The following is a 25,415-nucleotide window of genomic DNA, read 5'->3' as shown; positions in this document are numbered from 1 at the left end:
CTTTCCCCCGCCCTGCGCCCTGGTGGCGCGCCCGACCCTGGAGGTCATCGTGGGCACGCATGGACCGATTCCGAAGCGCAGCGAGGAGCGGCGCCGCCGGAACAAGAACACTGAGGACGGGCCGGAGCTGGTGCAGGCCCCGTCCGGGCCGCTGGCCGATCTCGGCGGTGTGCCGAAGGCGAATTCGCGGTGGCACCCGATCGCGAAGCGCTGGTACGAGTCGCTGGCGAAGTCGGGTCAGTCGCAGTTCTACGAGCCGTCGGACTGGGCGATGGCCCAGTACGCGGCGGAGGTGATGTCGCGGCTGCTTCGGGCGACGACGGCGCCGAACGGGCAGGCGATCGCCGCACTGGACTCGATGATCGCGCGGCTGCTGACGACCGAGGGTGACCGGAGGCGCGCGCGGATCGAGCTCGCGCGGAAGCCTGCGGCGACCGAGGCGCAGTCGGGTGTGACGGTCCTCGATGACTACCGCAACGCCTTCGGAGGCTGACGCTCCCGCAGGCGACCCGCCCGTCCCCGACGTCGTCGTACCCGTTGCGATCGGCCCGACCTGGACGCGCGGCGAGGACGGCAGCTTCGTCAAGCCGGCGTTCACTCTCGGGTGGCACGTCCTGTGGTGGACGGGCACCTACCTTCAGCACGCGACCGGGAAGGCGTGGCGGTACACCAGCGAGCAGGTCCGCCTGATCCTGTGGTGGTACGCGCTCGACCCGGAGACCGGCGAATTCCTCTACCGGGACGCGGTGCTGCAACGGTTGAAGGGCTGGGGGAAGGACCCGTTCGGGGCGACGATCTGCGCGGTGGAGTTCGTCGGTCCGTCCCGGCAGGACTGGATGGAGCCGGAAGACGGCTCCGCGCGGTATCTGCGGCTGGCCGGACCGGCCGACCCGACCGGGGTGCCGGAGGGGCAGCCGCTGGGGGTCAGGCATCCCGAGGCGTGGGTGCAGGTCGCCGCGGTGAGCAAAGAGCAGACCCGCAACACCATGACCCTCTTCCCGAACTTGTTCACGAAGAAGGCGGTCTCCGAGTACGCGATCGACCTCGGCAAGGAGATCATCTACGCCTTCAAGGGGGCGTGCCGGATCGAGGCGGTCACGTCCAGCCCGCGCGCGCTCGAGGGCGGCCGGACCACCTTTACGCTGCCGAACGAGACGCACCACTGGCTGGCGACCAACAGCGGGCACGAGATGGCCGCGGTCATCGAGCGGAACGCGACGAAGTCGGCCGACGGCAGCGCCCGCACGATGGCGCTGACCAACGCTTTCGAGCCCGGTGAGGACTCGGTCGCCGAGCGGACACGGGACGCGTACGAGGCGATCGAGGCCGGGCGGTCGGAGGACATCGGGCTGCTGTACGACAGCCTCGAGGCGCCGCCGGAGGCGCGGCTGACCCGGGAGTGGATTCCGAAGGTCATCGAGGCGGTCCGCGGCGACAGCGTGTGGCTGAACATCCCGCGCATCGTGAAGTCGATCCTCGACCCGCGGAACCCGCCGTCCCGCAGCCAGCGGTTCTGGTACAACCGCATCGCCGCGGCCGAGGACTCGTGGCTGGCCCGCTACGAGTGGGATGCCTGCGCCCGCGAGGACCTGGCGCTCGCCGACGGCGACACCGTCGTGCTCTTCTTCGACGGCTCGAAATCCGACGACGCCACCGGCCTCGTGGCGTGCCGCCTGACCGACGGGCTGTGCTCGCCGCTCGGTGTGTGGCAGAGGCCGGCCTCGTGGCCAGCGCCGAACTCCGTGCACTACGTGCCGTGGGTGGTGCCGCGCGAGGACGTCGACGGCGTCGTCGCCAACGCCTTCGAGCGATTCAAGGTGACCGCGTTCTTCGCCGACCCGGGCTCCGGTGAGGACGATGACGGCGAGCTGTACTGGGACGCCTTCATCGACGCCTGGGGCCAGAAGTACGGCAAGAAGCTGTCGCTGCGCGCCGTCGTCACCGGTCCCCACCAGCACGCTGTGCGCTGGGACATGAGGAACAAGGCCCACCAGGCCCAGTTCACCGACGCCGTCAAACGCACCCACCAGGACGTGATCGAGCGGGGGCTGATGCACGACGGAAACAGGATGCTGCGCACCCATGTGATCAACGCGCGGCGCCGTACGAATCAGTGGGGCATCACGATCGGCAAGGAGCACCGCGAGTCCGGCCGGAAGATCGACCTCGCGGTCTGCATGGTCGGCGCGCGGATGCTGCGCCGCATCGTTCTGAACTCTCCGAAGCACCGGCCGAAGGGCCGCGGTAAGGGACGGGTGGTGGTGCTGCGATGACCGCCTACGCTCCCGAGCTGCCGCTGACGTTCCTGTCCGACGACGAACTGGCGCTGATCAGCGTCCTGCGGGCGGACCTGCTGCGGGACCGCTGGCAGCTGCAACTCCGTGACGCCTACTTCAATGGCGAGCAGCTTGTCCGGGACCTGGGAATCAGTATCCCTCCGCAGCTCAAGGGCCTGCACACGGTCATCGGCTGGCCCCGGATCGGCATTGAGGCGCTCGAGGCACGGCTGAACCTGGAGGCCTTCCGGTGGGCCGACGGCAGCGATTCCTCCGAGCTGGACGACATCGTCGAGGCGAACGACCTTCTGGACGAGGCGAGTCTGGCGCATACCGATTCGCTGGTCTACGGGCGGGAGTATCTGGCGGTCGGGTCAGGGGACTGCGGCACGGACGGCTGCCCGCCTCTGATCAGCATCGAGTCGCCGCTGGACATGACGCTGCTGTGGGACGCCCGGCTGCGGATGGGTATCGCCGCGCTGCGGGAGTGCTCGCCGAACTTGCTGGAGACGCTGCCCGACGACCGGATGCTGGTCCTGTACCTCCCGGACCAGACCGTGCAGGCGATTCCGACGGCGAGCGGCGGGTGGGAAGTCGTCGACCGGGACATCCACAACCTGGGCGTCGTACCTGTGACGAGGATGGCGAACCGGCAGCGGACTGCGGACCGCGTGGGGAAGTCGGAACTCACCCCGGACGTCATGTCGATCACGGACGCGGCCTGTCGGCGGCTGATGGGCATCGAGGTGGCCGCTGAGTTCCACGGCGCCCCGCAGCGGTACATCCTCGGCGCCTCGGAGTCCGCCTTTCAGGATGCGGAAGGCAACGCGAAGTCCGCTTGGGAGACGTACATCGGCCGGATGCTCGCCCTGGAAAGGGACGATGAAGGGAACCTCCCAGAAGTCGGCCAGTTCTCGGCGCACGACCCGTCCGGGCAGACCAAAATCGTCGACCTGTACGCGCGGATCATGGCAACCCAGCTCGGGCTGCCGCCGCACATGCTCGGCTACACCTCCGACAATCCGGCTTCAGCCGACGCGATCCGCAGCAGCGAGGGGATGCTGATCAACAAGGCCGAGCGCCGTACGACACGGTTCGGATGGGCGTGGCAGCAGGCGATGCGTCTGGCGCTGTGGGTCCGTGACGGCGAGCCTCCGGACAAGAGGCGACGCATCGAAACGGTGTGGCGGAACCCCGCGACCCCGACGATCGCTGCTCAGACCGATGCTGCTGTGAAGCTCGTCCAGGCTGGGATCCTGCCTGCTGACAGCGACGTGACGATGGAACTGGCTGGCCTCACCGAAGGCCAGCGGCAACGCGTCCGTACCGACCGGCGCCGCGCTGCGGGCCGGGCACTCCTGGACCGGCTCTCCCAGGACGCGCCGGCGGACACCGCCCCTGCGGACACCGCCCCGGGCGAGTTCTCCCTTGGCTAGGCGGATCTCCGACCGGTCGGGTGACCGGTACCGGGCAGCTCAGCGCCGGATCACGTCGCCACTGGTCAGAGACATACGGCGTCTGCGGCGCATAATCGTCGTCTCCCGACTCAGGACGTCGGTCCCCGCGTGGATCGACGCGATGCAGTTGGTCATCGACCAGTACGGGAACGCGTCGGCTGCGCTCGCCGCCGAAGTGTACGAGGCGCAGCGCGCAGCTGCGGGTGCCGTCGGAAAGTTCACGGTGCCGGTGGCGAATCCGCCGCGGGACGACCAGGTGACCAGTTCGCTGCGCTGGGCCACGAAGGACCTGTGGCCCCGGGACCCGGAGGCGGCTGCGACCACGGACGCGCAGCGGGCGCCGATCGAGGTCCGCCTGGATGCGGCGGAGTCCAAGGCCGAGCAGGTGGCGCAGCGCTTGGCGGCCGAGCAGGGCCGGGCCACGATGCGGGGCGCCGTCCGCCAGGATCCCGGCGCCGTCGCGTACGCGCGGTCGGCAGCCCTCGGCGGCTGCTCGTTCTGCAAGCTCATGGCGAGCCGCGGTGCGGTCTACAAGAACGCGCAGACCGCGGGCCGCGACGCCGATATCCGTTTCCGAGGTGACGCGTCGGTAGTGAAGTTCCACGACTACTGCCACTGCACGATCGTCCCTGTCTTCCGGGGCCAGCGTTTCGAGCTCTCCCCGGCTGCCGCGGAGTGGGACCGCATCTACCGCGAGCACGCCGCAGGTCACCCGGGTGACCAACTGCGGCTCTTCCGTAGGGCCTTGGCAGAGCACGACGTGCAGCCGATGCCCGACGCCCACTGACCCCCCACTTCTACGTCTGGCCGCCCTGGAGGCGGCCTTTCGCATTTCGCCCCTGGAGGGCCGTTCGCCATGCCCGAAAACGACAACGACACCGACGCCTCGACCGCAGCAGGTACCGACGAGCAGGAATCCGCCGCGACGACGGACGACGCGGCCGAGGACACCGCAGCCGCGGCCGAGGCCGACAAGGCGCAGGCCGAGGGAGCCGCCCAGGAGGCGGAAGCCGAGAAGCCTTTCGACCGCAAGAAGTTCGAGGCGGAGCTGCGCAAGAAGAACTCGGAGGCCGCAAACCTCCGCAAGCGCCTCAAGGAGCTGGAGCCGCAGGCGGCCGAACTGCAACGCCTCAAGGACGCCGACAAGTCGGAATCCGAGCGCCTCAACGACCAACTGGCCCGCGCCACTGAGCAGATCACTAAGACCCGCCAGCGGCTCGTGACGAGCCAGGTCAAGGCTGTCGCCGCCTCGCCGTCCGGTGACCGGGCCGCGTTCGCGGACCCCGAGGACGCGGTCGGCGCGCTCGACCTCGACTCCTACATCGACGCAGACGGCGACATCGACGAGGCGGCCATCGAGGCGGACCTCGCCGCGCTCCTGGAGCGCAAACCGCACTGGGCGAAGAGCCAGCCCCAGGAGGGCCCCCGCCGCCCCGCGCCCGACCGCACGCAGGCGTCCGGCGCGAACAAATCCCGATCTCTCGGACCCGCTGACGAATTCGCCGGGTTCATCACGACGCGGCTCAAAGGCCGCTGAAAGTAGGGCACCATGGCGGTCACCGCCCCCCTGAAGCTCAGCGACGTCGATGACGCGCTGCTTCCCCGGACCCTCGCAGGCCCCATCTTCGAGAAGAGCGTCGAGCAGAGCGCCGTGATGTCGCTTGCGCAGGAAGCTCCGCTGGCGATCGACGCGACCACGTCGGTGCCGATCCCGATGGACGTCCCGACCGCCGACTGGGTCGGTCAGGCGCAGGCGAAGCCCCTGTCCAGCGGCGGCGTTGCGGTCAAGAGCATGCAGCCGCGAAAAATTGCGGTACTCATCCCGGTCGCTGAGGAGGTCGTCAAGACCAACGCCGCCGGTCTGTGGACGCAGCTCCAGCGCGACCTCCCGACCGCCTTCGCCCGCGCCTTCGACCACGCCGCGATCCACGGCAAGACCATGCGCGGTGCGACCGGGCCTTTCCCGGACTACCTTGCGATGACGTCGAACGCCGTGGCGCTCGGCACCGCCCCGCGTACCGAGGGCGGCATCTGGGCCGACTTCGTCGACGGGATGGCCCTGGTCGTCGACGACGACTGGGACTACACCGGAACAGTCGCCGACCACCGTCTCAAGCCCACCTTGCTGCGCGCCACGGACGCGAACGGCCAGCCGATCCTCGTCGACACCCAGACCCCGGGGACGAACATGGCCGCCGCAGGATCGCTGATCGGCGAACCGCTGGCCTACTCCCGTTCGGTGTCGGGCAAGCAGCGCCGCCAGTCCTCCAGCTCGGACACAGGACTGCGCGCGATCGGTGGCGACTGGTCGCAGGCTGCGTATGGCGTCGGCATGGACATCACCGTGCGGATCAGCGCGGAGGCCACCTACATCGACGAGGAAGGTGGCGTCCATTCCGCCTTTCAAGAGAACCTCGTGCTGCTCCTGGCCGAAGCGTTCTACGGCTATGTGCAGGGCGACCCGGACGCGTTCGTGAAGTACACCGGCACCCCGTCGGGCACCTGATGGGCAGGGCTGTCCCGGCCTCCGCGCCGGGCGGGGCGGCCAAGCGCCTGCGGATCGTCTGCCGTGTCCACGCGATGCCGCCGGAGCACAACGCCGGGGCAGAACACATGCTGGTGTCGATGCTGCGCCCCCTGGTGGAGCGCGGTCACGACGTCCAGGTGTGGCTGTCCCGGTACGGCAAGGCGTCGCAGGCCTACGCCTACCGAGGGATCCAGGTGATCCCCCTGGAGGCGCGTCTGGACTTCCCGACTGCTGTCCGAAAGGCCGACGTGCTGCTGTCGCACCTGGAGGGTGTCCCGTCGACGTCGTCGCTCGGCCGCGGGTACGGCACGCCGGTCGTGGTGATCTGCCACAACACGTTCCGGCCCACGTTCCGGGACATGGCCGCCGGGGGAACCGCCCTGGCGGTCTACAACTCACAGTGGATGCGTGCCGAAGCGGAGCTGTTCTTCGCCGAATACCCCAGGAGCATCCGGCCGGGAGCCGAGATGATCGTGCGGCCGCCGGTGTTCGCGGAGGACTACACCGCGGCGACGCCGGGAGACCGGGTGACGCTGGTGAACTGCAATCCTGAGAAAGGCGGCCGGGTCCTGGAGGCCCTCGCCCACCGGATGCCGGACACCAAGTTCCTCGCCGTGACCGGCGCCTACGGGCAGCAGGTTCTCCCGGACCTCCCGAACGTCGACGTCATCGGCCATGTCCCCGGCGAGGAGATGCGCGAGAAGGTCTACGCGCGAACTCGCATCCTGCTGATGCCCAGCTCGTACGAGTCCTGGGGGCGCGCCGGCGTCGAGGCACTGGCCACCGGCATTCCGGTGGTGGCCCACCCCACACCGGGCTTGTGCGAATCGCTCGGCGAGGCCGGGATCTTCGTCGAGCGCGAGGACCTCGGCGGATACGAGGCGGTTATCCGCAAGCTCAGGACGCCGGCGGAGTACCGGCTGGCGTCGAAGCGGGCGAAAGCCAGGTCCGCCGAACTGAACCCCGACGGTGACCTGGCCGCTTGGTGTGACGCCGTGGAGGCGCTGGCCGTATAGGAGGCGCCCACGATGGCATTCGTACCTCCCACCGCTGAGGACCTCGGGCTGTACCTCGGGCTCGAGGAGATCGGCGGTGCTCGGGCCGACCTGCTGATCCGGCAGGCCGTCTACCTGTGCCTCACCGTCGTCAAGCCTCTTCCCGACGAGGCGTCCGCCGTAGTTCTCAGCGTCGCGGGCAGGGCGTACGTCAACCCTCAGCAGGTGTCGTACGAGACGATCGGGCCGATGTCCGTCCAGCGCCCGGCCGGATCGGGCGGCCTCTACCTCACCAAGTCCGACAAGGGCGCCCTCAAGGCTCTTGCGGGTCGCGGCGGCGCCTTCACGGTCGACCCGACTCCGGCGGACGCGACTCCTTGGCCGTCCTGGCCGCTCGACGCACCACCGTACGGCGCGGACGGCGACTACGACCCGGGCTGGGGCTGGCTCTGATGCCCGGACCCTTCCCGTTCGGGGAGACCGTCGTCCGGATCCGGCGCACTCCCCAGACCGATGCCGACGGGCATGCCGTACGTGACGAGCGGGGGCAGCCGGTCTACGGGCCGCCGGTGGAAACCGACATCAAGGGCTGCGCGGTCACACCGCGGGCCGAGACGCCCCCGGTGGGCGGCTCGGAGCAACAGGCCCGCGACACGGTCATCATCGGCTATACCGTCTACGCTCCCGCCGGAACCGACTTTCTGACGACCGACCAGGTCCGGATCCGCGGTGAGGTCTGCGGCATCACCGGCTATCCAGGTGACTGGGGCCGCAGCCCGTTCACCGGGGCAACCGGTCCTGTGCAGTTCGCTGCGGACCGCGTCACTGGCTGAGCGCAGCCTGGATGGTGTCACGCATCTTCTCGAACGCCGCGGCCGCCGTGCGGGGGAACATGACCGCGTTGCGGTCCTGATTTGCCGGGGTCGGCAGGGCCGCAGACTGGCTGCCGGCGACGGCTAGCCGCAAGTGGCCGAGGCCCAGCCGGCCAGCGGGCTTCCAGTCGACAGCGCTGACTGCCGACAGCGGTATGACCGTCTGGCCGGCGCCTGTCAGAGATGTTCCCGGCCTGTGGCTCCGTTCGATGGTGATCACGCTCCCGTCGAAGGTGATCCGCGTCTTTCCCGCTGTCGCCTCGATCATCGTCCCGCCCCCTTGCGTCCGTCGTGTGTGGAGGTGCCCGTGCCAGCGCGTTTCAAGATGTCCCGGTCCGGCGTCGGCAGGCTCCTCCGGTCACCCATGGTGGAGGCCGAGATGCTGCGCCGGGCCGAAATCATCAAATCCCTCGCCGAATCGATCGCCCCTGTCGGCGGGCCCGGCGACCCGCACCCCGGCTACTACAAGGCGAGCTTCTACACCGGCAGTTCCTCGCGTGGCGGCGAACGACGGGATCGCGCCGTCGCCTACGTCGGGAACCGGGCGCCGTACGCCCGGTTCGTCGAGTGGGGCAACAGCGCTGGGGGCCACGCACACCACGTGCTGCTGCGCGCGGCGGCGGCCGGAGGGCGGAACCAGTGAGCGGCACCGTCGGCTCGGTCGATATCGAGGTCCTGCTGATCGGCTGGCTCCAGGAACGCGCAGGGGAAGCCGTGACCGTCAGGGACGAACTCGACAACGCCCTCCTCGGTGAACTCCCCACCGTGACGGTGCAGCGGGTCGCCGGGGACGACGACGGCATCCGGCTCGACCGGGCCCTGGTCTCCATCGACGCGTACGCGGACAGCCGCGCCGCAGCCGCCGAGCTCTCCGCCCGTGTCCGGGGCTGGCTCCTGAGCGGGCTGCGCGGCTCGGCGACCGCCACCGCCGTCATCGGGATGGTCCGTACCGTCACCGCACCGGTATGGCGGCCGTACGAGAACACGACGCTGCGCCGCAACGGCGCCACCTACGAGATCTACTTCCACCCGGTCTCCTGACCGCCGACAGGCCCGCGCCCGCCCCGTCCACCCCCTTATATGCCCCGCCGCCGCGGGGTTTCGCAGTTGGGAGACCCTTCATGGTCAACATCACCCGCGCCGCCGACCTCATGGAGGTCGGGGCGAATGGCGGAGGCTGGGTCGCGGACCTAGGCACCCCGTCGCCCGGCGACCCCGCAATCCAGCCCGGCGCCCTGTGGAAGCCGATCGGCGGAATCAGTGACGACGGACTGGTCCAGGGCTTCGACGAGGACAGCCAGCAGTACACGCCCTGGGGTTACACCAGCCCGATCAGGACGACGATCACCAAGTCCCTTCGGACGTTCAAGGTCGTGGCCTGGGAGACCGGCCGCACCACCGTGCAGTCCTTGCAGTACCGCATTCCAGTGGCGAGCCTTGCCCCGACGGCCGGTCTGACGACCTTCGCGGAGACCGCGAGCCCGCAGCCGGACCGCCGCGCGTACTGGTTCATCGTCGAGGACGGCGAGCTGCTGCGCGGCTTCTACTGCCCCGAGGCGGAGATCTCCGACCGCTCCGACGTGACGCACAAGCAGGACACCATGGCGGGCTTCGAGTGGACGATCACCGCCTATCCCGACGAGGCGGGCAACACCGTCTACCACGCCGACCGCGTGCCGGAGACCCCCGAGTACACCGGGTCCTGAGCCCCGCCCCACAGACGGGTGGCGGGCCGACCCTGGCGCGGGCCCGGTCCGCCACCTGCAACTCACCCCACAGCCCGCGCCACGACAGAGGAAGGCCCGCGCGCATGCCCACCACGAAGGAAGCCCTCGACGACGCCGCGTTGGCGCAGGAACTCGAGGCCGAGCAGGACGCCGCACCGGACGCCGGGTACTACCCGGTTCCGCTCGCCGGATTCGACGGCGTCACCAAGGACGTCCGCGCCCTGCCCGCCACCCGGTGGCGGGCTTCGGCGATGCGCGCCCTGAACCGGGGTGACTTCGACGCTTTCATGGAGCTCGTCGTCTTCGAGGACGACTACCAGATCTACGTGGACCTCGATCCGGACACCGAGGCCATCGGGCACTTCGCGCAGAAGGCCGCCGAGGCAGGTGGAGAGCCGCTGGGGAAATCCAGTGGACCGCACGGGTCCTCCAGGAGCACGCGGAGGCGGTAGAAGCCGACCTCCTCGACCGGGGGTTCGACGTCCTGGACATTCACCGCGGCCTCATGACGTGGCGCCGCCTGCGGGTGATCATCCAGGGGCTGCCGCCGGAGTCGAGGACGATGACGGCGATCCGCGGGGCCATGTCGGCCAGTGAACTGGCCGCGCAGGCGGAACGCGGAGCGCCGGACGCCGGGCGATGGTCGCAGGCCGAGCAGCTGGCCGCCGCGATCTACGACCGGCTCGGCTGGATCCAGTACGTCCTGGTCCGCGCGAACTTGGACCCCAAGGCGAAGCCGCCGGACCCTCCCGAGCCGCTTCCCCGGCCGGGCGTGACATCGCGGGCCGTGAAGCAGCTGTCGGAAGCGAAAGCCGAGCGGCTGTTCAGGCTGATCAACGGGGGCGCCGTGTAGCGCTGCGAGGGGGTGCCCCGTGGCGATCAGTGTCGGATCCGTCGAGGTCGACATCGTCCCCAACACCCGGGGGATCTACAGCCGCCTCAAGACGGCCCTGGTCGACGCCGGTACCAGGGCCGGTAAGGACGCGGGTGACGCCGCGGGGCGGGCCTTCGGCCCGGCCATGCAGTCCAAGGTCGGCGACATCGGCCTGTCGATCGGTACCCAGATCGGCGAGCAGATCGCCAACCGCGTCAGGGACGCGCTCGCCGACGCCATGAGGAGCGGTGTCACCCTTGGCGGCCAGAAGGCCAAGGGCGCCGCGAGCAGGCAGGGCGAGGAGACCGGCGGCGCCTTCGCCCGCACTCTGCGGGCCAAGCTCGTCGAGGCGTTCCGGGCCATGCCCAAGCTCGACATCAGCCTCGCGGACACCGGCGTCGATGCCGAACTGGCTCGGCTGCGGGCCCGGATGGAGACCCTGTCGGGCAAGCGGATCGGCGTTGACGTCGACGTCGCCGCGGCCGACGCCGAGGTCGCGGACATCTCCGAGCGTCTCCAGCGTCTCGGCGCAGCGCACCCCAACGTCGCCGTCCGCGCCGACACCGCGGCGGCCCGCACCGCCCTGGAACAGATCCGCGAGGAAATCGCACGGGTCTCTGCGCAGCGCGGTGTCGTACGGCTGGAGACCGACGGGTCGTTCGGAGCGCGGATGCGTGCCGCGGTGCAGGCTGCGCAGGCATCGCTGCCGAACATCAACGTCGGTGCCGACACCACCCCGGCGCAGACTGAACTGTCGTCGCTGAGGGCGCAGTTGACGTCGCTGCGGGACCAGCGCGTCGGCATCGATATCGACGCCGCGGCGGCGTCGGCGCGGATCGACGAGATCAGGGCGCGGCTCGGCAGGCTGTCGGCCACGTCCGCGGACATCGCGGTCCGTGTCGACGCGGCCAGGGCCGAGGCTCAGCTCGCCCAGGTTGCGGCGATGTCCGACGCTCTGGACGGCAAGAAGATCAACTTGCACGTCTCCAACAGCGAGGCGTTGTCGGCGGTCCTTCAGCTTGCCATCGCCATCGGCGCCCTGGCCGCGATCCCCGCCATTCCCATCCTTGCCGCCGGTGTGGGCGGCGTGGTCTCCGCGTTCACAGCCGCCGGTGTCGGGGCGGGTGTTTTCGCGGCCGCGGCGATCCCCGCGCTGACCAGCATCAAGGGCGCCTTGGCCGCGCAGAAGGCCGCCCAGGACGCGGCGACCGCTTCGACGGCGAAGGGCGGGCAGACCGCCGCGCAGGCGGCGTCGAAGGCGCTCCAGCAGGCGGGCGCGCAGCAGGCCCTGGCCAGTGCTGAGCGCACCGCCGCGAAGCAGATCGCGGCCGCGCAGCAGCAGGTTGTCCAAGCCAAACGGGCTGTGGGTGATGCGACAGCGCAGGCCGCGCTGCGGCAGGAGCAGGCGGCCCGCGCTGTCGCGAGCGCGGAGAAGCAGCTCGCCCAGGCCCAGAAAGACGCCAAGCAGGCACAGCTCGACCTGACCGCCGCGCGGAAGACCGCCGCGGAGCAGCTGGTCGACCTGAACAACCAGTTGGTCGACGCGCAGCTGTCGCAGCGGCAGGCCGTCCTGAACGTCACGTCGGCGCAGAAGCAGCTCGACGCCGACAAGGCCAAGGGCACCAAGGTCACTGCGGACCAGCTCGCGGCCGATCAGCTCGCGTACGACCAGGCGGTGCAGCAGCTCGCCGAGCAGCAGATCCAGACGAAGCGGCTTCAGGACCAGACGGCGGCGGCGAACAAGGCCGGAGTCGAGGGATCGTCGACTGTCCGGAACGCGCAGAACCAGGTCGCCCAATCACAGCAGAAGGTCGCCGACCAGACGCAGGCGCTCAAGGACGCGCAGGCGGACCAGGCGCGCACGCAGGTCGCGAACGCCCGCGCCATCGCGGACGCCCAGGCGAAGGTCGCCGACTCAGAGAAGGGCGTCGCGGACGCCCAGGCGTCGGCCGCGGACTCGATCGCGTCCGCGCAGCGGCAGATCCAGTCCGCTTCGCTGTCGGCGGCCGCAGGGGTGGACTCCTCGGCGACCGCGGCGGCGAAGTACCGGGAGGCGCTCGCGCAGCTCACCCCGAGCGCACGGGCCACGTTCAACGCGTTCGTGTCGCTGAGGGACGCCTTCAAGGCGTGGTCGGCCGATCTCCAGCCGGACATCATGCCGATCTTCACCCGCGGTATCGACGGGGCGAAGGCGAGCCTGCCCGGTCTGACGCCCATCGTCCTCGGGGCCGCCCGCGGGATCAGCACGCTCCAGGACGACGTCAGCCGCGGCTTCAAGTCCCCGTGGTGGCTGAGCTTCAAGAAGGACTTCGCGGAGTCCGTCGGACCGGCGCTCGTCGGCGTCGGCAGGACCCTCGCCGACATTTTCGTCGGCACGGCCGGGCTCGTCGACGCCTTCCTGTCGCACCTGGACGGCATCGACACCCGGATGAACCGCATCACCAGCAGGTACGCGAACTGGGGAAAGAACCTCAAGGGCAGCCCCGACTTCGAGAACTTCCTCAGCTACTCCGCTCAGGAGGCACCGAAACTCGCCGACGCCCTCGGGGACATCGGCCGCGCCTTCCTCAACGCGTCGAAGGCCGCTGCCCCGCTGTCGGGCCCGGTCCTCGCGGCGCTCGGCGGCATCGCCACGGTCATCAGCACCATCGCGACCACCACGCCCGGTGCGATCCAGCTCCTGTACGGGCTTTTCGTCGCTCTGAAGCTGGTGACGCTGGCGACGGCATCCGCGGCGGGCGCGACCCTCGTCTGGCGGGCCATCACGATCCTCAGCACGCTGGTCACCGAGGGCTGGACAGCCGCGACTCTCGCGTCGAACGCCGCTTTCGAGGCGAACCCGATCGTCGCCGTCGTCACGATCATCGTCGCGGCCATCGCCCTGCTCGTCATCTCGATCATCTACGCCTACAACCACTTCGCCTGGTTCCGGGCCGGGGTCCAGGCGACCTGGCGCGGCATCCAGGTCGGCGCCCTGGTCATGTGGAACGTCGTGCTCCGGCCCACGTTCGCCGCAGTCGTGGCCGGTGCGCTGTGGCTGTGGAGGTACGGAATCAAGCCCGCCACCGACGGGATCGTCGCCGCATTCCGGTTCGTGGCCATGATCGCGACCTGGCTGTGGCAGGCAGTCCTCGCACCGATCTTCAAGATCCTCGTGGTGATCGCCGGGGTCTGGTGGGCCGGCATGAAGATCTACTTCACCGCTGTCATCACGATCGTCCGAATGGTCGCCGCGGTCTCGCTGTGGCTGTGGCACCAGGTCATGGACCCCGTCTTCAAAGCACTCGGGGGTCTGGCCAAGCTGTGGTGGACCGGCGTGAAGCTCTACTTCTCGGCGGTCATGACGATCTTCCGGGCGCTGGCTGACTCCGCGGCCTGGCTGTGGAAGTCGGCCCTCAAACCGGTCTTCCAGGGCATCGGCGAACTCGGCAAATGGCTCTACGAGAAGGCGCTACGGCCCGCGTTCGACGGAATCCGGACAGGAATCCGGGCCGTCGGGGACTCCTTCGTCGCCGCGAAGGACCTCATCGCCTCCCAGTGGTCACTGGTCTCGGACCTGGCCAAGGCGCCGGTCAAATTTCTCGTCGACACCGTCTACAACAAGGGCATCATCGGGATCTGGAACAGGATCGCCGACATCGTCGACGGCCCGAAGCTGAAGCCCGTCAAGATCAAGGGGTTCGCGCGCGGCGGCGTCACCGAGACCGAGGGAGTCCGGCCGGGCTACACCCCCGGCCGTGACACCCACCTGATCGCGGTCGGCGGCGGCGAAGCCGTCATGCGCCCTGAGTGGACCCGGGCGCTCGGCAGCAACTACGTCGACACCATGAACGCCGCGGCCCGCTCCGGCGGCGTCGCCGGTGTTCAGCGTGCGCTGGGCATGCCCGGGTTCTTCGGCGGCGGCATCATCGACACCGTCACCGGCGGCGTGAAGAACGCCGCGGGCAAGGTCAAAGGCGCCGTCGACAAGGGCGTCGACTGGGCCAAGACCGGCATCGACCTGATCGCCCACCCCGGCAAGGTCTTCGACAGGCTCATCGGTCCCGTGAAGGACCTCATCGCGAAGATCGGCACGTCGCAGTGGGCGAAGCTGGTCGAGCGGCTGCCGCTGAAGGCGCTCGGCGACCTCAAGGACAAGGTCCTCGGCCTGGTCGGTCTCGGCAGCGGCGGGGGCGGCGGGAAGATCCCGACGGGGCAGCATGCGCAGATCATCAGCCAGGCCTTGGCCGCGGCGCACGTCCCACCGCCCGGCACGATGGCGCAGTGGCTCGCCGGGATGAACACCCTCATCAGCCGGGAGTCGAGCTGGAACGCGAGCGCCATCAACCTGTGGGACTCCAACGCCCGCGCGGGGCAGCCCAGTCAGGGCCTCGCGCAGACCATCCCCGGCACCTGGGCGCACTACGTCCCGGCGTCGCTGAAAAGCCGCGGCATCCTCGACCCCGTCGGCAACGTCGCCGCGGCGGTGCGCTACATCGTCAGCAGGTACGGCAACATCACCAACGTTCAGCAGGCCAACGCCTCCATGCCGCCCGCCGGTTACGACAGCGGCGGCTGGCTCATGCCCGGCCAGCTCGGCTTCAACGGCCTGACCAAACCCGAAGCGGTCCTCACCCCACAGCAGTTCGCTGACCTGCACGGTGCGGCAGCAGCCGGGGGAGGCGGCAACACCTACCACTACGAGATCAAGCCCCGGACGGCGGACTTCAGGATGGCCGACCTCCAGACGCTCCAGCGTCAGCAGGAGGCCCGGCAACGGGTGGGGAGGCCGTACTAAATGCCCATCCTCGCCAAACCGGTCATCGCACCACCGCCCCCACCCCCGCCTCCTCCTCCGCCCCCGCCACCTCCGGTGGTGCTGCCGGATATCGGCCTGGCGTCGGCCACCTACTACGACCCATCAGGGTTGCCGTGGCCGCTCACCGACAACGGGCCGTCCCGCGGCTGGTTCACCCTCGCAGACGGTGTCTCCGGTCTCGGTGCGGCGCCGATCGCGCTCGCGACCGATCCGTATCCGCGAGGCGGGGCCAGGGTGCGGCACATCCAGCCGCAGCCAAGGACGGTCGTGTGGCCGCTGCTCGTCTACGGCAGCACCCACATGGAGTTCCTGGGCCGGTGGCGGCGGCTGGCACGGGCCCTGACCGACACCTCCCGCTACGGCCCCGGAATCCTGGAGATCGCCCGCCCGGACGGCACCCGGCGCCGCATCCCGGTGTACTACCAGGAGGGCTGGGAGGGGCAGGCCCAGCAGGGGTACGGGCGGGTCATCGACAGTGCGGTGATCACCTGGTTCTGCGAGGACCCGTACTGGACGGACCCGGTGCCGGTCACCGAGCATCGCGAGTCCGGGACCGGAGCGAGCTTCCTCGACCCGTACCCGCAGGTGTCATCGAGTCAGGTCCTGGGGGCGACGACGCTCACCAACCCGGGGGACACGTTGGGCTGGCCGGTCTGGACGATCACCGGCCCGGCGTCGGCGGTCACCTGCACCAACAACGACACCGGGGAGTCGTTCACGCTCACCCCGTCGGACGCCGGCCACGGCAACCTCCTGGCCGGCGAGAAGGTCACGGTCCGCACCAACCCCATGCAAGTCCGCTACCAGAACGGCGACGTATGGACGCCCGCCCTGAACTGGCCCGCGGCGCAGCTGTGGGGCCTTAACCCGGGGCCCAACGCTGTGACGTTCACCCTGGCGGGATCCGGGACCGGGTCCGCCGTCGATGTGAGTTTCGAGGCCCGGTACGAGACGGCGTGACCGGATCGGGGGTGGCCGGTGGCGATCGACCTGCTCGTCACCGACCGGAACCTCAACGTCCTCGGTGATCCTCTGGACGGCTGGACCGACCTCAGCTGCGACATCAACTTCTGCACCCCCGGTTCCGGGTCGGTCGCCCTTCCCGCCAGGCCGCAGTACGCCGAACTGCTCCAGCCCGGCAACCGTCTGGTCGTCATCCGCGACGGCGCCATCTGGACCGCTGGGCCCATGGAGCAGCCGCAGCAGTTCGAATGGTCCGTCGACAGCGAGCAGGACCCAGGGAAGATCGCCGTCGCGTTCTCCGACGACCTCGCCCGCGTCGCCGGATATCTCACCTACCCCGACCCGTCCGTTGCCCTGACCTCGCAGGCCACCGCGACGGACGCGGTGTACCAGCTCACAACGGTCAATGCCGAAGTGGTCATCCGGACGCTGGTGAACCTCAACTGCGGGCCCGGGGCGCTCGCGGGCCGCCGGATCGAACAGCTCGTCCTCGATTCGCTTGCGGGCGTCGGCAGCAACATCTCGATCAGCAGCCGCTTCGAACCGCTCCTGGACTCCTGCCGGACAGCGGCCAGCGGCGACGGCCTCGGCTTTCGCACCTACCAGGACGGCGACCAGATCAAGTTCGCCGTCTACGCCCCAGCCGACCGCACCGGCACCGCCCGATTCAGCCGCGATCTCGGCAACATACGGTCCTTCAACTTCACCCTCGCCGCGCCCACCGCCACGTCTGAGCTGGTCATGGGCGGCGACGAAGCGGCCCGCGAGTACGTCGAGATCACCTCGGGCGCGGCCACCGACTGGTACCGCGTCGAGAAGTTCGTCGACCAGTCCGGCACGACCGACGACAACGGTGAGCTGACGCAGGCCGGGAACCTCGAACTCGGCAACGACAACCCGCAGGCCTCGCTGTCCACCGTCACGGTCGACACCGAAGACCTGAAGGCCGGCCGGGACTTCTTCCTCGGCGACAAGGTGACCGTCGTCCTCGCCCCCGGCTTCGAGGTCGCCGACCTCGTCTACACGATCCGCCTCGAGGCGACGCCCGACAGCGGGGAGCTGGTCACCTCCGTGATCGGCAAGGGCGACCAGACCACCGACACACGCACCGTCCAGCAGATCCGCGCGCTCGCGCGTCGGGTCGGACGCATCGAGACCCGAAGGTGAGTGATGCGCCGTGGCGCAATCGAGTTGGCCGTCTCCGGACACCTCCCGCGTCATCGATGACCTGGCCTACGAGCGGCTGGTCGCCGCTCAGTACGTTGACGGCCTCGTCGGCAGCATCGCCGACAGCGCCTTGGCGTACGCCGACGGCTCCGGTCGGCAAATCTTCCTACGGGCGAACCGTATCGCCCAGGTCCGCGGCCACGGCTGGAGCTCTGGCGGCAGCACACTGACCCTCCCCATCGGTGCCAACACGTCCGGAAGCACCCGCGTCGACCTCGTTGTTCTCGGGCTCGACCGCTCTACCTGGAACGTGACCGCATACGTCAAACCCGGCACGCCCGGCAGCGGTGCGCCGGCGCTCCAACTGGACATCGGCGACACGGGTGTCTACGAGATGCCGGTGGCGGAGGTCACGGTCGGCAACGGCGTGACGGTCATCGCGGCTGACAAAATCACGCCGCGGGCCTGGTACTCCCGCCCCGACGGAGCGGCGGCCCCCGGCTCAACGACCACGACCAGGCCGCCCAACCCGGTCTCGGGGATGTCCTTGTGGCAGGCCGGCGTGAAATACATCTACAACGGCAGCTTTTGGGAGCCGATCTCCGGCCTCACGCCCGCGCAAACAGCCCAGACGACGACCTACCAGGGGACGTCCGGGCCCAGCGGCATCGGCGGAGACGGTGCATGGCACCGCTTCGTCGTGGACTACTGGCCCGTACTGACCTTCACGGTGCCGCCGTCCGGCCGGGTCCACATCACCGTCGGCGGATTCATCGAGAACCGGCTGACAGCGTCCTCCGTGATCTGGCTGAGCTGGGGCGCCAGCGGCGGCGGCCTGGCCAGCACGATCAACGACACGATTCTGGGACCGCGCGGCATCAGCGCCCGCAGCGGGCGGGCGGTCGGGAGCCGCCGCACGCTCTGCACCGGCCTGACCCCCGGGGCGGCCGTCGCGATCACTCCGTACTACCTGTCCAGTGCCGCCAGCCCGTCAGGCGACATCACGAGCCTGCGCGACGGCACTCTGGAGGTGGAGCCCGCATGACCAGGCACGTATTCGGCCAGGGCCCCAGCGACTGGACCTTCAGCGTCGGAGCCGGAAATTCCGCTGTCCTCGCTGGCGGCGTCGGTCTCACCTTCTGGGACAACCCGACCGGCGGCACACAGCTCACCGACCTCCTGGACGCCTCCGGCATGGCCATCACCACCGTCACCACGGCGAACGGCACCGGGTCGCTGCCGCTCGGCACCATCCCCCGGTTCTCCGGTCCGGACGGGGTCCGCGCCCTGTGGGCCGACGGCGGTGGCGGATCCCGCAGCCAGATGGTCGCGCTCGACCTGGGCACGGACATCAGCACCCTCCAGACCTCCACGGCAGGGCACGCCGCCGCGGTCAACCCGCACGGCACGCGCCTTCAGGACCTGCCCGACGTCTACAACCCCAACATCACCGACTACCTGGCCAGCGTCCCGTTCGTCGGCGCCCACCGCGGCTCCGGCGGCGAGTTCCCGGAACACACCCTCCGCAGCTACAGGTCGGCCCTCGCCGCAGGCGCGAAGGCCATCGAGATCAGCGTGCAGCTCACCGCCGACGGTGTGCTGGTGTGCATGCACGATCTGACCCTGGACCGGACGACAGACCACACCGGGCCGCTGTCCGCCTGGACGTTCGGGGCGCTCCGGGAAAAAGTGAAAGTCACTCAGCAGTCACTGCTCGGTGCCGGATGGGGAAACCAGGATATTCCCACGCTGGAAGAGGCGCTGAATGCACTGTACGGGCGCTGCGTAATTTTTCTGGAAGCGAAAAGCAATGACGCGATCGTCCCATTGCAAAATCTGCTGCTGTCTCGGTATCCGGGCTGTCAGCGCTCCGTGATCTGGAAGAATTTTTTCCAGTCCACGAGCTTTTCCTGGGCGCGTACGAACGGATTTTTCATCTGGGGCTATGTCAACGCCGACACGGTTGACGTGGATATGAACGCCGTGGACAGCAAGGTCGACATGTGGGGCGTGCCGATCGCCATGTCAGATGCCCGCATCGCCGCAATTGCGGCACGCGGCAAACCCGTGATGTGCTGGGACGTCCACCGACGGATCGACATCGAACGGCTGACCGGGCTGGGCGTCAGCGGCTTCATGGAGGCGCAGTGGCTCTACCTCAACAACAGTCCCGCGCTGACGAATGACCTGTTCGCGGCGCAGATTTCCCAGCCGGGCACACTGGGAATCGCCAGGTACGACCCCACGTACGCCCTGAAGTACGACGGTGCAGGGGGTGCCTACGTACCGGTGGTGCCGAACTGCGCGGTCATGATGGGCGGGCACCGCGTCCCGAATGCCACTGCCCACACGATTAACTTCTCTATGAAGTTCGACACCGTGCCCGCCTCGACGTTGCATGCCGACGTGGCGTTTTGCAGGGTCAAGGACGATCCGTGGCAGTTCGCAAACAACAACAACGGTTACGGCGCCCTGGCCTCACCGGGCGGGTATCACGCGCTGGTCCGCGGCGACGGCACTATCCAGTTGTATTCGCATGTTGCCGGCTCTACCACCGGTACGCAGCTCGGAACCATGTCGACCGCGGCGCCCGTGGCGGGCACCTTTATGACCTTCCAGATCGTCGTCACGTCGACGCAGATCGTCTTCAAGCGGACCGACGGCGCGGGCTGGACGCTGACCGTCACCAACTCGACCTACCGCGGCCGGTACTTGCACATCGGCAACGGGTCGATCACCAGCCTCACCAACAAGCCGACGTTCAAGGCGATCAGCGTCGCCTGAACCGCCTGCCCCGAGCCCGTTGGCCGGGGCTTTCTCATGTCCGGGAGGGCTCTGTGGTCACCAATATCTCCCATGGCCTGGATGTCTCGTCGTACCAGGGCAAGCAGGACTGGAAGTCCCTGGCCGGGAGCGGCATCACCTTCGCCTTCGCCAAGGCCAGTGAGGGGCAGCATTCCCACGACGAGCGCTTCGGCGTGCACATCGGCGGCATCATCGACGCCGGTCTCGTGCCCGGCGCCTACCACTACGGGTGGCCCAGCCAGGACGCGGCCACGGAGGCCGCCAACTACGTGGCCGCAGTACGGGCGTACGCGGGCCAGGGGTTCGTGCACATCCTCGACCTCGAACGCCGCACCGACGGCGCCAACTACGCAGGCCGCAGCGCCGCCCAGATCCGCGCCTACGCGTACGCGTGGATCGATGCCGTGAAGAGGGCCTTCCCCGGGGAGCGCGTCGGGATCTACACCTCCGCCTCCGACATCGCCGCCGGCCACCTGCCCTCGAATTCGGCCTTCCTGTGGTACCCGGCGTATCCGGCGGGCGCCATGTCGTACGCCGACGCGGAGAAGCGCGCGCGGCCGTCGCCGTCCGGACTGCACCCGCTGTTCTGGCAGTTCACCAGCACCCCGCTGGACCGAAACCTTGCCTATCTCTCCCCGGCCGACCTGCGCACGTGGGCGGCCAACGAACCGGAGGAGGCCGACATGGCACTCACCACCGACGACAGCAAGACCATCTGGTCCTACAGGAACGCCGCCCAGGCCAAGAAGAACCCCCAGCTCCCGGACGCCTACGGCTACCTCCAGCAGATCGCCGCCCAGGTCGGGGCGCTCACCGCCACGGTCGCGCTCCTCGCGAAGGGCGGCCCGCTCACGGTCCAGCAGGTGCAGGCCGCCGCGAAGGCCGGCGCGCTCAGCGCCCTGTCCGAGTCCGTCGTGCACGTCGATGTCCACGTCGACGGCTCCACAGCCCAGAAGGAGTCCTGACCATGACGCGCACCTCGACGAAGTGGGCCATCGAGGCCAAGGTCGCCTGGTCGACGGCATCGTCGGCCGCCGTGGGAATCGCTGCCGCCGTTCTCAACGACGTGGAGAGCGACAGCTCGATGCTCGGCGGCACCCCGGCGTGGGCACAGGCCCTCATCCTGGTGGTGATCCCTCCGGTGGCCACGTTCCTGGCGGGCTATCAGGCCCGGCACACCCCGCGTACGACCCCGGCCGCCCCGCTGCCGCCGACCATTCCGAACGACGCGCCCAGCGCCTGACCCGACAGGGGCGGTAGGTGCCTGATGACCCGACGTTGGGCGAACTGGGCCGTCGGCTGGACGACCGGATCACCGACGTCCGCGACGATATCGCCGCCCTCGGGCGGCGCATCGACGGCAAAGTCGCCGCAGACGTTTACCAGATCCAGTACGACGCCCTGGTGGCGCGCGTGAAGACCATCGAGACGCTCCGCGTTCAGGACGCCGCACGATTGTCAACGACGCGGCGATGGCTGATCGGCGCCGTTGTTGTTCCCCTCGTCGCCGTATTCCTGCCGCTCCTCCTCACCACGATGGGAGGCCACGGATGACGGGCCCCGCGCTGCCCGGGAACGACGCCCGCACGGACGACCGGCGACGCCGCCGCGGTGACTGGGCAACCGTCCTCCTGGCACTCGCCGTCGGCGGATTCCTCGCCTGGGTCATCCTCAGCGTCCAGGGCCTGAGCCACGACCTCCACAACGCCAACAACGCGAGGGACCAGCTGGCTGCCCAGGTGCAGCAGCTCGGCGCGAGCCCGGTCGCGGGACCGCCCGGCTCGCGCGGCGCCCCGGGCACTGCCGGGCAGCCCGGCCAGGCCGGAGCCCCGGGGGCGACCGGGCCCGCCGGTCCTCCGGGTCCCAGCGGGCCGCCCGGAAAGGCCGGTAGTGCCGGCACACCGGGCAAAAACGGTGCGGACGGCTCCGAGGGCGCGAGCGTCACCGGGGCGCCCGGCCCGCCCGGCGCCGCAGGGCCGACGGGCGCGCCGGGCGCGGCCGGTCCTGCCGGCCCCCAGGGGCAGAAGGGGGACAAAGGCGAGCCCGGCCAGCCCGGCCGCGACGGCCAGACGTGCCCGACTGGCTACTCCCTCCAACCCGCTGTCGACGACCCGTACGCCCAGGTGTGCCGGCAGAACGGAGCGCCTTCGCCGACACCGTCTCCTACCACCGGCCAGCCAGCCGTCATCGAACGCCGCCGCAACTAACCGAACCTCGCATTGATGCCCCGCCGCCTCCGGGCGGCGGGGCGATTTCGTGTGCCCACCTCCCGCGTAAACCACGGGCGTTGCGGGCTGCCCGCGGTATGCTTTCACCACAACTTCATGCACCTCCCGGTGCGCAGGCCCGCGGCTACTTCTTGCAACGAAATGTGCCGCAGGCCGTCCTTGATCTCGGGAGGCACAGCATCGGGGGTGCCCGGTGCGCAGGCGCGGGTTACTTCCACTGTTAATGGGGCGGTTCCGGGTTCGAGTCCCGGTCGGCACTTCGGTTCCGGTAGCTCAATCGGCAGAGCACCTTGTCACCCGCACCGATTCTGATCTCGGGCACCCCACTGCTGAGCTTCCCCTCCCACGTGAGGGGCTTTTCTATGTCCAGGTTCAACACTCGGGCGGCCAAGCCGTCCGCCAGCTCGCCCGTGCAGTCAACGGGGGAGCGCACCGTCAACGCAGAGGGCGGCGCTGGCTACCTGCGTGACGCCCGGTCCGAACTCTTCCTGCTGGCCGTCTCCAACCTCGTGGGCACCGACACCTTCTACGAGAAGGGCGGCGACCGCGACGACCGGTACACCCAGCTCATCCACCAGCTCGCCGTCGAGGACCCCGAGTGGACGGCGCAGATGCTGTCATGGCTGCGGAGCGACGGCCACATGCGCACCGCGGCGATCGTCGGCGCGGCCGAGTACGTCAAGGCCCGCCTGGACGCGGCCCAGTCGCGCGAGCGGCGCATCCATGAGCAGGGCGCCGACGCCGAAGCGACCGTATGGTCGGGCGACAGCCTGACCTACTCGGTCGCGGCAAACCGCCGCGTCATCGCCTCCGTCCTGAAGCGCGCCGACGAACCGGGCGAGCTGCTCGCGTACTGGACCTCACGCTACGGGCGCCGAATCCCCAAGCCGGTCAAGCGCGGTATCGAGGATGCCCTCGGCGCCCTCTACAACGAGCGGAACCTGCTGAAGTACGACACCGACTCCAAGGGCTTCCGGTTCGGCGACGTCATCGAGCTGGTGCACCCGGCGCCGAAGGCCGTGTGGCAGGGTGATCTGTTCAAGCACGCGATCGACCGCCGCCACGGCCGTGACGAGGAAATCCCGGACTCGCTCAGGCTGATCGACACCCGCGCGCAGATCGCGAAGTGGCCGATGGACAAGCGGCGCGACCTGCTCAAGCGCCCGGACGCGGCAGAGTTCCTCACCCACGCGGGCATGACGTGGGAGGCACTCGCCGGGTGGCTCCAGGGGCCGATGGACGCCGCCGCCTGGGAGGCAGTGATCCCGTCGATGGGGATTTTCGCGCTGGTCCGGAATCTGCGGAACTTCGACCAGGCGGGGGTGCCTGACGAAGTCGCCGAGCAGGTGGCGGCCCGCATCTCAGACCCGGAGCAGGTGGCGGGCTCGCGCATGCTCCCGTTCCGGTTCTGGGCGGCGTACAAGCACACGGAGTCGCTGCGGTGGGGCCACGCGCTGGACAAGGCGCTGAACCTCTCGCTCGCCAACGTGCCCGCGCTGCCCGGCCGCACGCTGATCCTGGTCGACCGCTCGCCGTCGATGTTCCCCGGCTTCGGCTTCTCCACGCCGAACAGCTCGGATATCACCCTGGCCGAGCAGGCCGCGGTCTTCGGCGCCGCCCTGGCGGTACGCGCTGCTGACCCGACACTGGTCGAATTCGGCATCGCCAACAAGGTGATGCGGGTTCCCAAGGGCGGCAGCGTCCTACGGCTGATCGAGTCGTTCGGCCGGATCGACGGCACGGACATCCCGTCGGCGGTGAAGGCCCACTTCCGCGGCCACGACCGGGTCGTCGTCGTGACGGACGAGCAGACCCGGCCCGGCTGGTTCCCGTCGAACGGCGGCGCCTACGGCGGCATGCAGGAGACGGAGATCGACGCCCTGGTGCCGAAGAGCGTGCCGGTCTATATGTGGAACATGGCTGGCTACAAGGGCGGGGCGACACCGTCCGGGGGTGCCAACCGGCACACCTTCGGCGGGCTGACGGACGCGGCGTTCGGCATGATTCCGCTGCTGGAGGCAGGACGAGATGCCCGCTGGCCCTGGGAGAACTAAGTAGGAGCTGGAGTTGGGCCCCGTCACCTTCGGGTGGCGGGGCCCTTCCGTGTCGTACCCAGGTGAGACGCTTCCAGCACGGTCGCGCCCGTTGCGCGAAGTGGTGTCGGGCCCCACCGCGCGGGCCCGGCATCACCACGTCGGCCGATCTGCGCTGCACCCGCCGGACCGCCCGTGGCGGTGGAACGGTCACTCGACGAGTTCCACCTCCAGGGCCGCATGGACGACAGGTGTGCCATCGTCATCGGCCTGATAGACCGTGGTGACGTCCATGACCCTGACAATGGTGCCGTGGAGGCTGATCTCCTGGCCTACCGCGGGTGCCGAGATGGGACCATTTGCGGCGAAGCGCGCGACCGAGATGCTGCCCCCGGACTCGAAACTGAAGAGGAACTCCACGACGTGCCGGACGTAGGGCGAGACGCGCCGAGGACGCTGCCGCTCGGCGCTGATGATGGACTGGATGCGGCCGGGCAGGTCGTCCACAGGTTCTCCTCGGTGTTCGTGCGCGTCACTCAGCCGGGGACGGTACCGATACTGCGGGGGCGCGCGGAAAGGGCGCGCGATAGCGCGGCCAGGGCGTAGTTCACGGGCGAGCGACGCCGTCCTAGGCGGGCTCATCCAAGACGGGGCCCGCACATTCCGTGCACGCCTCCGCCCGGCCGCTGGCGA

The 25,415-nt window shown here is 69.5% G+C and carries 26 protein-coding genes and 1 tRNA gene; 25 read left to right on the top strand and 2 right to left on the bottom strand.

Going from position 1 to position 25,415, the window contains the following annotated elements:
* Positions 1 to 49: 49 nt before the first annotated feature.
* The 9 genes from ACZ37P_RS18350 to ACZ37P_RS18310 all read left to right on the top strand — a co-directional run bounded on the left by ACZ37P_RS18350 (position 50) and on the right by ACZ37P_RS18310 (position 8,088).
* Positions 50 to 493 (top strand): phage terminase small subunit, encoded by a 444-nt coding sequence (locus tag ACZ37P_RS18350; protein ID WP_467347368.1) that lies wholly within the window; start codon positions 50 to 52, stop codon positions 491 to 493.
* Positions 465 to 2,273, top strand: a complete 1,809-nt coding sequence (locus ACZ37P_RS18345) for a terminase (protein WP_467347367.1) — start codon at positions 465 to 467, stop codon at positions 2,271 to 2,273. Before ACZ37P_RS18350 ends, ACZ37P_RS18345 begins: the two co-directional genes overlap by 29 nt.
* Positions 2,270 to 3,712 (top strand): phage portal protein, encoded by a 1,443-nt coding sequence (locus ACZ37P_RS18340; RefSeq protein ID WP_467347366.1) that lies wholly within the window; start codon positions 2,270 to 2,272, stop codon positions 3,710 to 3,712. The genes ACZ37P_RS18345 and ACZ37P_RS18340 overlap by 4 nt, the downstream gene beginning before the upstream one ends.
* The gene (locus ACZ37P_RS18335; RefSeq protein WP_467347364.1) at positions 3,705 to 4,520 is read left to right on the top strand and encodes a VG15 protein; all 816 of its coding nucleotides are present in this window, start codon (positions 3,705 to 3,707) and stop codon (positions 4,518 to 4,520) included. Before ACZ37P_RS18340 ends, ACZ37P_RS18335 begins: the two co-directional genes overlap by 8 nt.
* 69 nt (positions 4,521 to 4,589) lie before the next feature.
* Positions 4,590 to 5,270, top strand: coding sequence for a hypothetical protein (locus ACZ37P_RS18330; RefSeq protein WP_467347363.1), 681 nt, complete (start codon positions 4,590 to 4,592; stop codon positions 5,268 to 5,270).
* A gap of 12 nt (positions 5,271 to 5,282) precedes the next feature.
* Positions 5,283 to 6,239, top strand: coding sequence for a phage major capsid protein (locus ACZ37P_RS18325; RefSeq protein WP_467347361.1), 957 nt, complete (start codon positions 5,283 to 5,285; stop codon positions 6,237 to 6,239).
* A complete protein-coding gene (locus ACZ37P_RS18320; protein WP_467347360.1) occupies positions 6,239 to 7,276 on the top strand; it encodes a glycosyltransferase family 4 protein in 1,038 nt (345 codons plus the stop codon). The genes ACZ37P_RS18325 and ACZ37P_RS18320 overlap by 1 nt, the downstream gene beginning before the upstream one ends.
* A 12-nt stretch (positions 7,277 to 7,288) precedes the next feature.
* On the top strand, positions 7,289 to 7,708 hold the full coding sequence (locus tag ACZ37P_RS18315) for a hypothetical protein (protein ID WP_467347358.1): 420 nt from the start codon (positions 7,289 to 7,291) through the stop codon (positions 7,706 to 7,708).
* Between the two features lie 116 nt (positions 7,709 to 7,824).
* Positions 7,825 to 8,088 carry a hypothetical protein gene (locus tag ACZ37P_RS18310; protein WP_467347356.1) on the top strand — a complete coding sequence of 88 codons (264 nt, stop codon included), beginning with the start codon at positions 7,825 to 7,827 and terminating at the stop codon, positions 8,086 to 8,088.
* Here the strand turns inward: ACZ37P_RS18310 and ACZ37P_RS18305 are convergent.
* Complete coding sequence (locus ACZ37P_RS18305) at positions 8,078 to 8,395, bottom strand: DUF4429 domain-containing protein (RefSeq protein ID WP_467347354.1); 318 nt, start codon at positions 8,393 to 8,395, stop codon at positions 8,078 to 8,080. The two genes, ACZ37P_RS18310 and ACZ37P_RS18305, sit on opposite strands and share 11 nt — an antisense overlap.
* Positions 8,396 to 8,434: 39 nt before the next feature.
* Between ACZ37P_RS18305 and ACZ37P_RS18300 the strand changes: the two genes are divergently transcribed.
* The 16 genes from ACZ37P_RS18300 (at position 8,435) to ACZ37P_RS18225 (ending at position 24,743) form a co-directional block, all read left to right on the top strand.
* Positions 8,435 to 8,770, top strand: a complete 336-nt coding sequence (locus ACZ37P_RS18300; RefSeq protein ID WP_467347353.1) for an HK97 gp10 family phage protein — start codon at positions 8,435 to 8,437, stop codon at positions 8,768 to 8,770.
* Positions 8,767 to 9,168, top strand: coding sequence for a phage tail termination protein (locus tag ACZ37P_RS18295; protein ID WP_467347351.1), 402 nt, complete (start codon positions 8,767 to 8,769; stop codon positions 9,166 to 9,168). Before ACZ37P_RS18300 ends, ACZ37P_RS18295 begins: the two co-directional genes overlap by 4 nt.
* 80 nt (positions 9,169 to 9,248) lie before the next feature.
* Positions 9,249 to 9,833: a phage tail tube protein gene (locus tag ACZ37P_RS18290; RefSeq protein ID WP_467347349.1), complete on the top strand. Its 585-nt coding sequence runs from the start codon at positions 9,249 to 9,251 to the stop codon at positions 9,831 to 9,833.
* Positions 9,834 to 9,937: 104 nt separating this feature from the next.
* Positions 9,938 to 10,306, top strand: a complete 369-nt coding sequence (locus tag ACZ37P_RS18285; RefSeq protein ID WP_467347347.1) for a hypothetical protein — start codon at positions 9,938 to 9,940, stop codon at positions 10,304 to 10,306.
* A 53-nt stretch (positions 10,307 to 10,359) separates the two neighbouring features.
* Positions 10,360 to 10,707 (top strand): hypothetical protein, encoded by a 348-nt coding sequence (locus tag ACZ37P_RS18280; RefSeq protein ID WP_467347345.1) that lies wholly within the window; start codon positions 10,360 to 10,362, stop codon positions 10,705 to 10,707.
* A 19-nt stretch (positions 10,708 to 10,726) separates the two neighbouring features.
* Positions 10,727 to 15,505, top strand: a complete 4,779-nt coding sequence (locus tag ACZ37P_RS18275; protein ID WP_467347343.1) for a hypothetical protein — start codon at positions 10,727 to 10,729, stop codon at positions 15,503 to 15,505.
* 78 nt (positions 15,506 to 15,583) lie between these two features.
* Positions 15,584 to 16,486 (top strand): phage tail family protein, encoded by a 903-nt coding sequence (locus ACZ37P_RS18270; protein WP_467347341.1) that lies wholly within the window; start codon positions 15,584 to 15,586, stop codon positions 16,484 to 16,486.
* Positions 16,487 to 16,504: 18 nt separating this feature from the next.
* The gene (locus tag ACZ37P_RS18265) at positions 16,505 to 17,656 is read left to right on the top strand and encodes a siphovirus ReqiPepy6 Gp37-like family protein (RefSeq protein WP_467347339.1); all 1,152 of its coding nucleotides are present in this window, start codon (positions 16,505 to 16,507) and stop codon (positions 17,654 to 17,656) included.
* Between the two features lie 10 nt (positions 17,657 to 17,666).
* Positions 17,667 to 18,701: a hypothetical protein gene (locus ACZ37P_RS18260; RefSeq protein ID WP_467347338.1), complete on the top strand. Its 1,035-nt coding sequence runs from the start codon at positions 17,667 to 17,669 to the stop codon at positions 18,699 to 18,701.
* On the top strand, positions 18,698 to 20,440 hold the full coding sequence (locus ACZ37P_RS18255) for a glycerophosphodiester phosphodiesterase (protein ID WP_467347337.1): 1,743 nt from the start codon (positions 18,698 to 18,700) through the stop codon (positions 20,438 to 20,440). The genes ACZ37P_RS18260 and ACZ37P_RS18255 overlap by 4 nt, the downstream gene beginning before the upstream one ends.
* Positions 20,441 to 20,493: 53 nt before the next feature.
* Positions 20,494 to 21,426 carry a glycoside hydrolase family 25 protein gene (locus ACZ37P_RS18250; RefSeq protein WP_467347335.1) on the top strand — a complete coding sequence of 311 codons (933 nt, stop codon included), beginning with the start codon at positions 20,494 to 20,496 and terminating at the stop codon, positions 21,424 to 21,426.
* A 2-nt stretch (positions 21,427 to 21,428) separates the two neighbouring features.
* Complete coding sequence (locus ACZ37P_RS18245; protein ID WP_467347333.1) at positions 21,429 to 21,704, top strand: holin; 276 nt, start codon at positions 21,429 to 21,431, stop codon at positions 21,702 to 21,704.
* 17 nt (positions 21,705 to 21,721) lie between these two features.
* Positions 21,722 to 22,015 (top strand): hypothetical protein, encoded by a 294-nt coding sequence (locus ACZ37P_RS18240; RefSeq protein WP_467347331.1) that lies wholly within the window; start codon positions 21,722 to 21,724, stop codon positions 22,013 to 22,015.
* Entirely contained in the window at positions 22,012 to 22,668 is a 657-nt protein-coding gene (locus ACZ37P_RS18235) for a collagen-like protein (RefSeq protein WP_467347329.1), read from the top strand. Before ACZ37P_RS18240 ends, ACZ37P_RS18235 begins: the two co-directional genes overlap by 4 nt.
* A gap of 207 nt (positions 22,669 to 22,875) precedes the next feature.
* A tRNA-OTHER gene (locus ACZ37P_RS18230) sits at positions 22,876 to 22,948 on the top strand.
* A gap of 103 nt (positions 22,949 to 23,051) precedes the next feature.
* Positions 23,052 to 24,743 carry a TROVE domain-containing protein gene (locus tag ACZ37P_RS18225; RefSeq protein WP_467347328.1) on the top strand — a complete coding sequence of 564 codons (1,692 nt, stop codon included), beginning with the start codon at positions 23,052 to 23,054 and terminating at the stop codon, positions 24,741 to 24,743.
* A 189-nt stretch (positions 24,744 to 24,932) separates the two neighbouring features.
* Here the strand turns inward: ACZ37P_RS18225 and ACZ37P_RS18220 are convergent, their stop codons facing one another.
* Positions 24,933 to 25,229 carry a hypothetical protein gene (locus tag ACZ37P_RS18220; protein WP_467347326.1) on the bottom strand — a complete coding sequence of 99 codons (297 nt, stop codon included), beginning with the start codon at positions 25,227 to 25,229 and terminating at the stop codon, positions 24,933 to 24,935.
* Positions 25,230 to 25,415 lie beyond the last annotated feature (186 nt).

It is taken from the genome of Streptomyces sp. NPDC024632, assembly GCF_055559175.1.
This window is presented reverse-complemented; position numbering and strand designations above follow the sequence as displayed.

Bases quoted from the DNA above. Each gene is read 5' to 3' on its own strand.
- ACZ37P_RS18345 (WP_467347367.1), top strand. From the start codon at position 465: ATGACTACCGCAACGCCTTCGGAGGCTGACGCTCCCGCAGGCGACCCG.
- ACZ37P_RS18340 (WP_467347366.1), top strand. From the start codon at position 2,270: ATGACCGCCTACGCTCCCGAGCTGCCGCTGACGTTCCTGTCCGACGAC.
- ACZ37P_RS18330 (WP_467347363.1), top strand. From the start codon at position 4,590: ATGCCCGAAAACGACAACGACACCGACGCCTCGACCGCAGCAGGTACC.
- ACZ37P_RS18325 (WP_467347361.1), top strand. From the start codon at position 5,283: ATGGCGGTCACCGCCCCCCTGAAGCTCAGCGACGTCGATGACGCGCTG.
- ACZ37P_RS18320 (WP_467347360.1), top strand. From the start codon at position 6,239: ATGGGCAGGGCTGTCCCGGCCTCCGCGCCGGGCGGGGCGGCCAAGCGC.
- ACZ37P_RS18315 (WP_467347358.1), top strand. From the start codon at position 7,289: ATGGCATTCGTACCTCCCACCGCTGAGGACCTCGGGCTGTACCTCGGG.
- ACZ37P_RS18305 (WP_467347354.1), bottom strand. From the start codon at position 8,395: ATGATCGAGGCGACAGCGGGAAAGACGCGGATCACCTTCGACGGGAGC.
- ACZ37P_RS18290 (WP_467347349.1), top strand. From the start codon at position 9,249: ATGGTCAACATCACCCGCGCCGCCGACCTCATGGAGGTCGGGGCGAAT.
- ACZ37P_RS18285 (WP_467347347.1), top strand. From the start codon at position 9,938: ATGCCCACCACGAAGGAAGCCCTCGACGACGCCGCGTTGGCGCAGGAA.
- ACZ37P_RS18280 (WP_467347345.1), top strand. From the start codon at position 10,360: ATGACGTGGCGCCGCCTGCGGGTGATCATCCAGGGGCTGCCGCCGGAG.
- ACZ37P_RS18255 (WP_467347337.1), top strand. From the start codon at position 18,698: ATGACCAGGCACGTATTCGGCCAGGGCCCCAGCGACTGGACCTTCAGC.
- ACZ37P_RS18245 (WP_467347333.1), top strand. From the start codon at position 21,429: ATGACGCGCACCTCGACGAAGTGGGCCATCGAGGCCAAGGTCGCCTGG.
- ACZ37P_RS18235 (WP_467347329.1), top strand. From the start codon at position 22,012: ATGACGGGCCCCGCGCTGCCCGGGAACGACGCCCGCACGGACGACCGG.
- ACZ37P_RS18225 (WP_467347328.1), top strand. From the start codon at position 23,052: ATGTCCAGGTTCAACACTCGGGCGGCCAAGCCGTCCGCCAGCTCGCCC.